The organism is Agrobacterium sp. LEGMi-208b, assembly GCF_059511785.1.
Genome location: NZ_JCALIC010000003.1, coordinates 231020 through 243355 on the forward strand (window position 1 = coordinate 231020; position 12336 = coordinate 243355).

The following is a 12336-nucleotide window of genomic DNA, read 5'->3' on the forward strand; positions in this document are numbered from 1 at the left end:
GAAGTTGTGGTCAGTTCAAAGTGGTGGCGGCCTGCTGCAATCGTTTAAAGCAGCAGGCCCGGCGAGACGACGCGTTGATGACGAATACCGTCACTCGTAGCTGCAACGTTAGTTAGTTACGCGATAGCGGACCAGATGTGGGTCCGCCTCAATATCTTCTTCGTTGAAACGCCAGTTCACGATTCGGCCTGAAGCATAGGCTCTTGTCATATCAGACGCATGGAGCGATCTCGGATTACCCGACAGGGAGTAAACAATCATGCCGCGGCTCTCTACGCGGTCTTTGCTGTATTCGGCGAAATAGACAAGGCTGGTGCTGCCTGCTGCGGCATAACCCTTCTCGTGAGGTTTGATACCGATTGGATTAAACAGCCCATCAGCATTCACACTTCCGCGCTGAGCGATGCGCTCGTCGTTGAAGAGAGTGAACTGCACGTCTCCGAGCCTCGCGTCCAATGGAATCTGCTTCTCATTAAGTTTCTTGACCGCGACGACAAGGGCTTCGAGCACCTTCGGATCGTCGGTGGCTAGTTGCCTGGGCGTGTTTACAGGATCCGCCGGGTTGAAGGGGATTCGGTAAACAATGCCTCCGGCCTGTCTGAACTCACGGAAGAGATGAGCCCCGCGGGCATCGATATCGAAAGTTCGGTTCCAGCCGGAAAGTGCTTCGCAGGCTGGTTTCAAGTCCACCGACAGCACGTGTGAACCTGTGTTCGCCCTGCATAGTGCCACGAGATCGTCCACGACCAGCTCTCCTATCTTGGAGCGGCTACGAAGGAATATCTCCTGCGCGTTGGCCAGATCGAACTTTTTTCCGGGTAGGCCGTCAACGCCCGCGATACGGTCCTGAACCATTGTCAATCCCATACGGGCACGCGGAGTAAGTTCGGCCTTCTCTTCACCGAAAACTCGCGCCAGGCCAACTACCGGTTCATCCGGCACCGACATCCAAGGCCCGTTGTTCGAATTTGCGACATAGGGTGCGCCGATTCGAACTACCCCCTTTGAAGGACTGTATATGCCGGGTCTAACCGCGTCGGCGTCCGCTCCCCACTCGCACTCCGACCTTGACCCATCGAGGATGTCTACCGTTCCGCACCGCTGTAGTTTTTCGTTCGTGATATGCGGGATGTTCCCAACGTCCGCCAGCAGCGTTTCCTTCGCATCGACCGCTATCGTGTTGTTGTCCTGCACCTGGTAGCGCTTGAGTATTTCCAGCATGTCGCGAACCGAAGTTGCCTGTCCCAGCGCCAGCTTATGCTCTTCGACCCGGATATTTTCCATCGGCGTGTTAGCTGCACGGACGGTGTATGCCGTCTCTCGGGTCCAAGGCATCTCCTCATTCGAGAAGACAGGGCCATAGTGGCTGTAGTAAATTGTCGTCGTCCGTGGCTGGATTCGGCCACCATCGTCCTTCACCTGTACTGTTACCTCGCGAGACGTCATTTTTCTGGGCTGGCCATCGTAAATATAGGTCGTCGGATCGGATGGATCGAGCTTGAGGCGGTATACGGAGTGACGCTCAGCGGTCGAAACCGTGTGGGTCCGTGCGACCTTCTCATTCATGGCAAAATGGTGCGCGATACTCCCCATGCGCGTGATCCCGATAGCATTGTAGGTGCCGGGTATCGTGGCGTGGTAGAGTTGGTACCTTCCGGGTGAAAAGGCAGGAGGCGTCGTAACCTCCCATGTCGTATGGGGAGACCCGACCAAGAGGCCCGTGCCATTCACCGTGTGTTCGGGGCCTATGGCCCAGCCGTTGCTCGCTTCCATCATCTCAGGGTCGTGTTCGAGGTTGAGATCGCTCTTCTTCACGGGCGTCTCGAAGATCGACGCTTTTCCTGGAGGGGTGGCGCGGGAAATGTCGGCGGTGAATTCCAGCGTGCCCCGGCGACCAATCGTGCGCATGCGCAGATAGTCAATCTCGGAGGTCGGTTTCACCCATGGCTTGCGTGCACATCTTGGATCAGGGAGACCGGCACCTTTTTCCTTGAGGTACTGGTTGAAGCCCGCGACGTAGCCTTTTACCAAATCGAGATAGTCCGCGCTTGGGCGAGTTTTCTCGTTATCGAGCAGGGTCTCCGTCACGCCTGTATCGATGTGTGCCTTTCGATAGAAGTCGCTCTCCAGATTTCCACCGGACGGTCCGAAATAAAGCGACCTTTCTCCGCGGGCTGTGATCTGTATCTCCAGCATGTCGCAGACATTTTCTTCGGCCAGAGCATACCCGATGCCAAATCCAAGACCGTCCCATCGGTCTGCTTTGATGTGAGGAATCCCATACTCGGTTCGTCTGATGTCCGCGGAATATTTCCCATCTTCGGCGCGGGCCGCGTTCACCCCACCAACGCTTGCCAGCAGCAATGAAGCTGAGGCTATGTATATTGATCCATATACCAGGCGCATGCTTTCCCTCCTTTTGCATTTACCGGAAATGAAGTGGCCGCGATCCTAAAGCCGCACACAGGCGAAGGCCTGTCGTCATCGCGGACGAAAGCTTTGTTCAATCGTTGGAGCTGAGGTGGTCTAAGGCCGGGCAAGGCCTTTTGCCGAGATATACCAATCGCGTTGTTCAAGACGCCAGTTGCCATTGAAATCGCGAAGCTTGCCGGCTGCGAATGCAGCCTCGGCGCTTGGCACCAGTTTACTTGCTCGAAGATTAAGATCGATGGCCGTGGTCGCGGGCCACTTACCTGTCCTGATCCTTTCCAGAAGCACATCCAGCGCGGCCGCATCCTCTGCTAGCGAGAAGTTGCAATGCTCCGCCCTTGCGACGAAGGCAGAACGAAGCAGGTCGAGCTTGGCGCTGTTTCCGACGAGTTCATCATAGGATTGGTTCTGGGCAGCGATGATCAGTTCATCGCCGATGGTGTGCATACGAAAGACTGGTACGCCCAAGTCGCCGCGAGGTGTCCGGGCAGGGTCGTCGAACCAATGGGTCTGCGCTTCCTGTCCGGCAGGTATTCGGTGGGAGGATTGGACACGCCTAACGTCCTGCTCCAGATCAAGCCCGGCTTTGGCATAAAGGGCTTCAGTGAGCCGACGTGCTGCTGGATCGGCATTGCGGAAGTAGGCCTGATAGTCCGCCCCGCTGTTCCCTACCAGAGCACCTTGTCGTTCGTACATGAACTGTCCGGGCAGGATTTTTGGAAGTGCCGTAATGGTTTTCTTCAAGGTTTCCGTAAGTGCCGTCTGGTCGTTGTCGTCCGGCCATGCGATGCTAGGCGTGGTGTGGGCTGGCCACTGCGTCATGGCCAATGCGAGTGAAATCCTCGCTAAGCCGACATCGGACTTGATTGCATCAGCCAGCAGGCCGTTCCAGCCCGATACCGCGGACGCGCTATCATCTGGAAGTGCTGCAAACACGATGTCGTCGCGCCCGGGAGCAAGAAGCTCCTTCAGCACAAAGAAAAGGTCGAACCGCTGGCCGCTGGTCAGAACCGGGATAGAAGGGCATTCGGAAATCGCTCCATCGACCCGACCAGCCTCGGTCTCCGCGATAACGAGCGCGTCGTTTCCGCCACTCGATGTGCCCCATTGAATTGTCGTTTTGGGCTTTCCGACAAGTTCTTCGAATTTATCGAGAACCGCGATCAGGTTTCGGCTTTGCTGGGCTGGATCGAAGATGTAGCGGCGTTTCGGATGTCGCCCTGTACCGGCCGCGGCGAATCCTTTCGAAAGAAAATACTCCCCAAGCGGTTTGGTGGATTTCGGCAGGTAGTCCAGGTCGTTGATAAGGGTACCATTCCAGTCGTTCGGAACGCGTATCAGCCAAGGTGTTCCGTCAGGAAACGTGCCGGAAAACTCCTTGTAGGCGGGGGCGTCCCCTGCCGTTGCTCGGTTACACTCGTGAATGCCACCGAAAGTCATGCATATCAAAGCCGAAAGAAAGACGGCGGTTGATTTCCGCCTGTGTCGGTTCACTTGCATTACGATCCTCCCATCAAAACACTGGACTATCGACCCGCAGCCGCGCTGCGAGCCCGTCGCCGACGTCCGCGGACGTCAAGCTCAAACGCTGCGCTGTCCCTCGGCGACAGGCTCTTCGACGCGCCGGGCGCGCCTGAACTGGACGATCAGTGGGACGACGAGCGCAAGGATCGCGATCGCAATGAGCGTTGCGGATATCGGTCGGGTCACGAACACAGACAGGTCGCCCTGACTGATCGTCATGGCACGCCGGAACTGCTGCTCGGCGAATGGACCAAGGATCATGCCGATGATCACGGGGCTCGTCGGGAAATCATATCGGCGCATGAAGAAACCGATGATCCCGATAATATACAGCAGCGCGAGGTCGAATACCGACTGGCTGATGCCATAGGTTCCAATCGTCGCGAACAGAAGGATCCCCGCATACAAGTACGGTGTCGGGATCTTCAGAACCTGCACCCAGAGACCGACCAGCGGCAGATTGAGTACGAGAAGCAGGACGTTGCCGATGTAAAGGCTTGCGATCAGGCCCCAGACGAGGTCGGGTTGAGACACGAGCAACTGCGGTCCGGGATTGATGCCGTAGGATTGGAACGCCGACAGCATGATTGCAGCAGTGGCGGAAGTCGGCAGGCCGAGCGTCAGAAGAGGAACGAATACACCGGCCGCGCTCGCGTTGTTCGCGGCTTCCGGACCTGCCACGCCTTCGATCGCACCGTGACCGAATTCTTCCGGGTGCTTCGACAACCTTTTTTCGAAGAAATAGGAAAGGAATGTCGGGATTTCGGCACCACCCGCGGGCATCGCTCCGATCGGGAAGCCGATGAACGCACCGCGCAGCCATGGCTTCCACGAGCGTGCCCAGTCCTGCCGGTTCATCCAAAGGGATCCCTTGATCGGGATGATCTCATCGTTTCCGGCTCTATACCGGGAAGCGAGATGAAGAGTTTCTCCGACAGCGAAAAGCCCGACACAGACGATGACGACGTCCACGCCGTCGAGCAGAGACATATGACCGAATGCGAAGCGTGCCTGGCCCGTCTGCAGATCGACACCGATCAGGCCGATGAACAGACCGAGCGCAAGGGCCGTCAGACCGCGCACCATGGATGATCCCAGAACGGCCGACACGGTGACGAATACCAACAGCATCAGCGCGAAATAGTCGGCAGGTGAAAACGTCAGAGCGAATTTTACGATGATGGGTGCGAGCAGGGTTATGCCGACCACTCCGAGCGTACCCGCCACGAACGATCCGATTGCGGCGGTGGCGAGAGCAGGGCCACCACGACCCTTCTTGGCCATCTTGTGGCCTTCGAGAGCAGTGACGATAGTCGCGCTTTCGCCAGGCGTGTTGATCAGGATCGAGGTTGTCGAGCCGCCGAACATTGCGCCGAAATAGATACCGGCGAACAGGATGAACGCCGCCGTCGGTTCGACCTGGAATGTGATCGGGAGAAGCATCGCGATCGTCAGGGCAGGCCCCAATCCGGGCAGGACGCCGACGAAGGTCCCAAGCGTTACTCCGATCAGCCCCCACATCAGGTTGGCGGGGGTCAGAGCGACGGCGAAACCGTTGGCAAGTGAGACGAATGAATCCATCAGAAAAGATCCTCGATCAGGCCATTACCCATGCGTAGGTCAAGGACACGCGCGAACCCGTAATAGGCGAGGAGAGCTAGAAGAAAGCCGACGATCGCGGCAAGCCAAACGCGCCGGCTTCCGAATGCCTTGGCAACGAAAACGAACATGGCCGTGGATGCGAGGATAAAGCCGACATAACTGATCAGGACGAGGTTAATCGCCAGTCCGGCGATCACCCACGCCATGGGCTGCAGATCCAGTCGATCGGCATCCTCGTCCGTGGCCTCGCAGGACCATGTGCCTGAAAAGACGTCTCGGAAAAGAAAACAGCCAAGACCGATCAAGGCCGCGCCGACAGTGTAAGGGAAGATCGTCGGGCCGACTTTCGCATACGTCGGCGGTACAGCGATCTGCGTAGTCATGAAGACCACGCCTACCCCGAGCGCGATGACGCAGAGCGCCACCGCGGTAAGTTCAAGATTGCGGGAGGGAGTCATTAGCCGGGTCTCACGCCAATCCGAGGTCCTTGAGGATGCCCGCAATGCGCTGCGTATCTTCCTCAAGGTATTTGCCGAATTCATCGCCTGCGAGGAACAGTCTCGTCCACGAGCGTGTCTTGAGTTCGGACTGCCATTTTTCCTCGGCATCCATCTTGGTCACGAGGTTGATGAGGTTGGCTTTCTGCTCTTCGGAAAGATCAGGGCCACCGAAGACCGCACGCCAGTTCAGCAGCTCGACATCCAAGCCCTGCTCCTTGATCGTGGGGGCATCGATGCCCGCCACCCGCTCTGGGGCGGAGAGCCCGAGAACACGAAGGTTGCCGGCGGCCACCTGCTCGGAGAATTCGCCCCAGCCGGAAACGCCGCAGGTTACCTGATTGCCCAGAAGGGCGGCCATGGCTTCACCGCCGCCTGCAAAAGCGACGTAGGAAATCTTGATTGGATCGACGCCGGCTGCCTTGGCAACCAGGCCCGCGAGAATGTGGTCGCTACCTCCGGCAGAGCCCCCCGCCCAGGATACCGAGCCGACATCCTTTTTCAAGGCTTCGACCAGATCGGCCATCGATTTCAGAGGCGATGCGGCCGGGACAACGATCGTCAGGTATTCGCCTGTCAGACGGGCGATTGGCGTGACCGCCGAAAGATCCACAGGGGACTTGTTGGAGATGATGGCACCGATCATCACCATGCCGCCGGTCATCAATGCGTTGCCATCGCCCTTATGCTGGTTGATGAACTGGGGAAGGCCGATTGTGCCACCTGCGCCGCCAACGTTGGTAATGCGCGAGTTGCCGATGAGTTTTCCGTTTCGCATGACGGCATCCATCACGCGGGCCGTCTGATCCCAGCCGCCACCGGGCGCGGCGGGAACGAAAATCTCAAGGCGCTTCATGGTCTGCGCCCGCGCCAGGCTCGGCACTGTCGCCATGACGGTTGCGATGCTTGCAGATGCTAGGAAAGTACGGCGGTTCATTTTGGTCTCCTCCCAGGTTGAACTCATTGTGTTCCGGATTTCCGGATGATTTGGAATCGGCCCTCCAAGCCGATCAGGACGGGGCACGGCACCTGGCCTATGCCCCCCGTCGTTATTCAGGCAAGTTTGCGAGCCTCGTCCTTCTGGCTGGTCGCGTCGTCTGCAACCACTCCGCCGGACACCATCTTTTCGATGTCTGCGGCCGTGTATCCAAGTTCGCTCAGCACCTCTGCGCTATGCTCGCCGCAGCGTGGAATGTCATAACGAAGACCCAAACGCTGACCGTTGAAGTCGATCGGGAGTGTCGGCACCTTCGTTGGTGTACCATTCGGCAGAACGATATCCACCATGCCGCCGGGCTGCGTTACGTGAGGATCGTCGAAAAGGTCCTGCGGCTTTGCGATCGGCGCGAACGGAAGGCCGATTTCCTCGCAACGGGCAAACGCATCCGGCAGGGTCATGCCGTCGAAAATCACACGGATCGCCGGCATGAACTTTTCACGGTTGGTAACGCGTTCGGCATTCGTCTGAAGATCAGGATCCGAAAGGAAATGCTCGAGGCCGAAGGACTTGCAGAAAGCCGCCCACTGCGTGTCGCTCACCACGCCGACGAAAATCTGCTTCCCATCACCCGTATCGAAGAGATCGTAGACGGCCCATGCCGAAATCCGCTCAGGTAGCGGCGCTGCGGCTTTTCCAGTGACTGCCATCTGCATCATGTGCTGTGCGACGAGGAAGACGTTGTTTTCGAACAGGGCGCTGCGGACAAGCTGTCCCTTGCCCGTTTTCGATCTTTCCTGAAGTGCCGCCAGAATTGCGATGGCTGCAAACATGCCTCCCATCACGTCGTTCACCGACGCTCCGGCGCGCAACGGGCGTCCCGTCGGGCCAGTCATGTACGCCAGTCCACCCATCATCTGCACAACCTCGTCGAGGGCCGCGCGATGCTCGTAAGGACCCGACAAAAAGCCTTTGAGCGAGCAGTAGATGAGCTTGGAATTGCGGGCGATCGACTTGTCGTAACCGAAGCCTAGCTTGTCGAGTGCGCCCGGACGGAAATTTTCGATCAGAACGTCGGCCGAATCGATCAGCTTCTGCGCAGCAGCATGGCCTTCGGGGGATTTGAGATCGACGACGAGGCTGCGCTTGTTGCGGTTGAACGTCGGGAAAAAGCCCGCGCCGGAACCGTTCAGACGGCGCGTGTTGTCACCATTTGGGAATGGTTCGACCTTCACCACGTCCGCTCCGAGGTCGGCCAGGATCATGCCGCAGCTGGGGCCCATGATCATGTGAGAGAATTCAACGACCTTGATCCCGGCTAGTGGAAGCCCTGTGTTATAGCGGAAAGTGTCGGACATAGTTTCTCCCTAAATTCTGTCAGATAGAAATCATTTCTGACTTACTGCAGGGGAAACTGCGCAAGTGTTTGTCGACTGTCAAGCTAATTGCTTGCTGCGCTGCATCATCAAATACGAAGCGAAACGATAGTTTGGGCCATTATGCCCTGAGGCGTCCGAAATCGATTGGATCAAAACCTGTTTGACGGGGATCGAATTTCTATCTAATGGAAATGACTTCTGTTGAAGAGAATTGGAGGAGCAATCTCATGAGACCAGGCAAGCGGGACGTTATCGTCAGCGAAGTAGGTCCACGCGACGGGCTTCAAAGCATCAAGCGAACAATGCCGACGGCGACCAAGATCGACTGGATCAAGGCCCTTGCTGATGCCGGTCTGTCGGAGATCGAAGTAGGGTCTTTCGTTTCCCCCAAATTGCTGCCTCAGATGGCAGACTGCGGCGAGCTTGTGGCCGCCACGCGGGATATGCAGGATTTGACCGTTCTTGCCCTCGTGCCCAATTTGCGTGGAGCGCAGGCCGCGTTCGATGTCGGCACACCGAAGATTACCATGCCTGTCTCTGCTTCCCAGGCTCACAGCAAGGCAAACATCAACCGTACGGTTGAAGAGGCCGTGGAAGACGTTGCTCGCGTCAACGAATTGCGCAACTCGCTGTCTGGAGATTACCGTCCGGGTGTGGAAATCGGCATTTCCACTGCTTTCGGATGCGCGATGGAAGGCAATGTTTCCGAAGACTGGGTGATCGAGCTCGCGGTGAAGCTTGCTGCGGCCGGGGCCGATTCCATCGGCCTGTCTGATACGACCGGATACGGCAATCCTGCGCAGGTCAAACGTCTTTTTACCAGACTGCGTTCGGAGCTCGGTGAAAAGGCCGGCGGCGCGCATTTCCATAACACGCGCGGTCAAGGGCTCGCCAATGTCGTTGCAGCGCTGGAGGTCGGGGTCACCACGTTCGATTCCTCCCAGGCAGGTCTCGGCGGCTGCCCGTATGCTCCGGGTGCAACCGGGAACATCGTGACCGAGGATCTTGTGTTCATGCTCGAATCGATGGGCCTGAAGACCGGTGTCGATATCGACAAGCTCGTGAGCGCTCGCCCCATCATTCTTTCCGGCCTGCCGGGAGAGAACCTCTACGGCCACGTCCAGGACGCCGGCCTGCCTAAGGGCTTTCAGTACGCCTGAGCTCGCCGAGCTCTCTATACCAAGTGTTATCGAACCCGCGGCAGTGGTCACGCGCATTACCGCGCGCGAGTTCGGGAGGATACGCAATGCTGACTTTTCTTGGATATTCGATGGTCGCGGCCTTCATGGCGCTGATCATGACAAGGCGCATGACAGCCATGGTTGCGCTGATGGTCGTACCAATCGTGTTCGGCCTTATCGCTGGCGCAGGCGCCGATATGGGCAAGATGATGATGGACGGCCTGGTGAAGCTAGCACCAACAGCCGCCATGCTTTTTTTCGGGATCATTTATTTTTGCATCATGACGGACGCGGGCCTCTTTGATCCGCTGATCAGACTCGTGGTGAAAACCGCCAAAGGAGATCCGCTCAAAATCATCGTCGGCACTGCCGTGATGGGTACTGTCGTCGCATTGGATGGAGACGGCGCCACCACATATGTCATCTGCACGGCAGCGCTGCTCCCCGTGTATCGCCGTCTCGGCATCAGGTTGCAGTACATGGCGACGCTGCTCCTCATGTCGATCGGGATCATGAACATCCTACCATGGGGCGGCCCAACGGCGCGAGCAGCCAGTGCAATGCATCTCGATGTCAGTGAAGTCTTTGTTCCCCTCATACTGCCGATGCTGACAGGATTCGCTTACGTTCTATGTGTGGCGTTCTATTTCGGTCTGAAGGAGAGAAAAAGGATCGGACGGATCAGCCAGCGTGACGTTGCGGCGATTGAGGAGAGCCTGGATCAGGTGCCCGAATTCAGGCGTCCTCGCATGCTGCCGCTCAATGTCATCCTGACGGCGACGCTGATCTTCGCTCTTATCCAGGGGCTCCTGCCTCTGCCTATTCTCTTCATGGTCGCCACCGCCATCGCTCTGATCCTGAATTATCCAAGCGTATCCGAGCAGAAGGAAAGACTGAGCGAGCACGCCTATAATGTCTTGGCAGTGGTTTCTCTCATCTTCGCCGCAGGCATTTTCACGGGCATCCTGAACGGCACGGGGATGCTCGACGCGATGTCGAAAAGCCTGCTCTACATTACTCCGGATGCTTTCGGTCCCTATCTGGCGCCTTTCACCGCAGTGCTGAGCGGTCTTGCGACATATGCCGTGACCAATGACGCATTTTACTTTGGGGTGCTTCCGATCCTGGCAAAGACTGCGGCGGCTTACGGCATCACTTCGGCCGAAATGGCGCGCGCATCGCTGGTCGGTCAACCGCTCCATCTGCTCAGCCCCCTTGTGGCATCCACCTATCTTCTCGTGGCACTTCTGGACATCAATTACGGTGAGAACCAGCGCGCCTCAATCCTCTGGGTTATAGGATTGATGTTCGCAATGCTTGCCGGAGCCCTGATCTTCGGTGCGATTCCCTTGAGAGGATCAATCGGATGACCGAGAACGAAGACTGGAGCATCGAAGACGACGACGGGTTCATCGCTCATGTCGGGCCGGTTTATCATGTGCCATTTTCGGCGGGGGAGGGGCGCTTCAGGTTCGTCGCCGAAGCCAAGCACAGGAACCGCGCCGGGTTCGTTCAGGGCGGCATGCTGATGACTTTCGCAGATCGTGCAATGGGGCGGACCGCAAGGCAAGCCGATGAAAAACGGGCGCAGGCGACAGCGCAGTTTTCAATGCAGTTTTACGAGCCGGTCAAGGTGGGTGAAACGGTAGAGATTTTCTGCACGATCCAGAAAGAGACGCGGCATCTGGTCTTCATGCGAGGAGAATTGCATGCCGGCGGGCGCCATGTCGCGAGCGCCACCGGCGTGTGGAAGATCATCGGCGTGTAGCAAATGCAGCGGCCGATCCGAGACTTGCGGCCTTTGTGACGCGATTTCATTGTCTTGTAGGCCCGTGACGCGCTATGCGTTCACGGCGAGCAAAGGCGATCATTCGGAGGTTCATTGATGGCGGTTCAGAAAGAGCAGAAAGTCGAAGCCGTTGAACGGGCATTGACGATACTGAACGCCTTCACCGACGCCGAATCTCGTCTGACCCTCAATCAGATCGCCGCCAAGACCGGTTTCTACCCCAGCACGATCTTGCGCCTCGCCGGCTCGCTCGAGCGGTTCGGATACATCAACCGCGAGCCCGATGGCCGATTCCGTCTGGGGTCGACACTCTACCGACTTGGAAACCAGTATCAGCGAACGTTCAATCTGGCTGATTACGTTCGGCCCGTCTTGCGGAAGCTTGTCGAGGTCACAGAGGAAACCGCTGCTTTCTACATCAAGGATAATGATCGCCGCATCTGTCTCTATCGGCACCATGCGGACCGGATCTTCAGACACTATCTGGAGGAGGGCGCCTCGCTCACGCTCGACAAGGGAGCAACCGCGCGTATCCTCATGGCGTTTTCTGGAGAGCCCGGCGTTTTCTACGATGATATTCGCGACAAGGGCTACTACATCTCGCTCGGAGAGCGAGATCCCGAAACGGGAGCGATAGGCGTCCCAGTTTTTGGCGTAGGCAACAATCTGGTCGGTGCATTGGGACTCACCGTGCAGATGCAGCGTTTCACCGCGGAAGCGCAGTCTCGACAACTGGAGCTTTTGACAAGTACGGCTAGACAACTGTCCGGCAGACTTGGTTCCACAAGGCACCCTTCCGAGCGATAACGTCGCAGACAAGACCGCGGCCCCCCGTCCCGACGAGCAGAAGGCAAGCCTCGTGAGAGCCTTTTTTGCGGCACTTCTCGAAGTCAGAAATTCAAGGGTGACACCACCACGCCAATAAGGCGGGCGAAGTTGCGACCGGAAAAACTCTTCGCCAGTCATTCCAAATAAACATGATTGTAAAACTCTTATT

At 57.5% G+C, this 12336-nt stretch carries 10 protein-coding genes; 4 read left to right on the forward strand and 6 right to left on the reverse strand.

Annotated features, from left to right (window positions below):
• Positions 1–108 precede the first annotated feature (108 nt).
• The 6 genes from AC5YUO_RS26555 to AC5YUO_RS26580 form a co-directional block, all read right to left on the reverse strand.
• On the reverse strand, positions 109–2406 hold the full coding sequence (locus AC5YUO_RS26555) for a penicillin acylase family protein (protein WP_496156746.1): 2298 nt from the start codon (positions 2404–2406) through the stop codon (positions 109–111).
• A 120-nt stretch (positions 2407–2526) separates the two neighbouring features.
• Positions 2527–3930, reverse strand: coding sequence for a hypothetical protein (locus AC5YUO_RS26560; RefSeq protein ID WP_496156747.1), 1404 nt, complete (start codon positions 3928–3930; stop codon positions 2527–2529).
• Between the two features lie 81 nt (positions 3931–4011).
• Positions 4012–5535 carry a tripartite tricarboxylate transporter permease gene (locus AC5YUO_RS26565; protein ID WP_496156748.1) on the reverse strand — a complete coding sequence of 508 codons (1524 nt, stop codon included), beginning with the start codon at positions 5533–5535 and terminating at the stop codon, positions 4012–4014.
• Complete coding sequence (locus AC5YUO_RS26570) at positions 5535–6014, reverse strand: tripartite tricarboxylate transporter TctB family protein (RefSeq protein WP_496156749.1); 480 nt, start codon at positions 6012–6014, stop codon at positions 5535–5537. The genes AC5YUO_RS26565 and AC5YUO_RS26570 overlap by 1 nt, the downstream gene beginning before the upstream one ends.
• A 10-nt stretch (positions 6015–6024) precedes the next feature.
• Positions 6025–6990, reverse strand: coding sequence for a Bug family tripartite tricarboxylate transporter substrate binding protein (locus tag AC5YUO_RS26575; protein WP_496156750.1), 966 nt, complete (start codon positions 6988–6990; stop codon positions 6025–6027).
• 116 nt (positions 6991–7106) lie between these two features.
• The gene (locus AC5YUO_RS26580) at positions 7107–8348 is read right to left on the reverse strand and encodes a CaiB/BaiF CoA transferase family protein (protein ID WP_496156751.1); all 1242 of its coding nucleotides are present in this window, start codon (positions 8346–8348) and stop codon (positions 7107–7109) included.
• Between the two features lie 248 nt (positions 8349–8596).
• Between AC5YUO_RS26580 and AC5YUO_RS26585 the strand changes: the two genes are divergently transcribed.
• The 4 genes from AC5YUO_RS26585 (at position 8597) to AC5YUO_RS26600 (ending at position 12146) form a co-directional block, all read left to right on the forward strand.
• Positions 8597–9529 (forward strand): hydroxymethylglutaryl-CoA lyase, encoded by a 933-nt coding sequence (locus tag AC5YUO_RS26585; RefSeq protein WP_496156752.1) that lies wholly within the window; start codon positions 8597–8599, stop codon positions 9527–9529.
• Between the two features lie 86 nt (positions 9530–9615).
• The gene (locus AC5YUO_RS26590) at positions 9616–10920 is read left to right on the forward strand and encodes a CitMHS family transporter (protein WP_496156753.1); all 1305 of its coding nucleotides are present in this window, start codon (positions 9616–9618) and stop codon (positions 10918–10920) included.
• Complete coding sequence (locus AC5YUO_RS26595) at positions 10917–11318, forward strand: PaaI family thioesterase (protein WP_496156754.1); 402 nt, start codon at positions 10917–10919, stop codon at positions 11316–11318. The genes AC5YUO_RS26590 and AC5YUO_RS26595 overlap by 4 nt, the downstream gene beginning before the upstream one ends.
• Before the next feature lie 117 nt (positions 11319–11435).
• Entirely contained in the window at positions 11436–12146 is a 711-nt protein-coding gene (locus AC5YUO_RS26600; protein WP_496156755.1) for an IclR family transcriptional regulator, read from the forward strand.
• Positions 12147–12336 lie beyond the last annotated feature (190 nt).

Coding starts and splice junctions, on each gene's coding strand:
- AC5YUO_RS26555 (WP_496156746.1), bottom strand. CDS start 2,406: ATGCGCCTGGTATATGGATCAATATACATAGCCTCAGCTTCATTGCTG.
- AC5YUO_RS26560 (WP_496156747.1), bottom strand. CDS start 3,930: ATGCAAGTGAACCGACACAGGCGGAAATCAACCGCCGTCTTTCTTTCG.
- AC5YUO_RS26565 (WP_496156748.1), bottom strand. CDS start 5,535: ATGGATTCATTCGTCTCACTTGCCAACGGTTTCGCCGTCGCTCTGACC.
- AC5YUO_RS26570 (WP_496156749.1), bottom strand. CDS start 6,014: ATGACTCCCTCCCGCAATCTTGAACTTACCGCGGTGGCGCTCTGCGTC.
- AC5YUO_RS26575 (WP_496156750.1), bottom strand. CDS start 6,990: ATGAACCGCCGTACTTTCCTAGCATCTGCAAGCATCGCAACCGTCATG.
- AC5YUO_RS26580 (WP_496156751.1), bottom strand. CDS start 8,348: ATGTCCGACACTTTCCGCTATAACACAGGGCTTCCACTAGCCGGGATC.
- AC5YUO_RS26585 (WP_496156752.1), top strand. CDS start 8,597: ATGAGACCAGGCAAGCGGGACGTTATCGTCAGCGAAGTAGGTCCACGC.
- AC5YUO_RS26590 (WP_496156753.1), top strand. CDS start 9,616: ATGCTGACTTTTCTTGGATATTCGATGGTCGCGGCCTTCATGGCGCTG.
- AC5YUO_RS26595 (WP_496156754.1), top strand. CDS start 10,917: ATGACCGAGAACGAAGACTGGAGCATCGAAGACGACGACGGGTTCATC.
- AC5YUO_RS26600 (WP_496156755.1), top strand. CDS start 11,436: ATGGCGGTTCAGAAAGAGCAGAAAGTCGAAGCCGTTGAACGGGCATTG.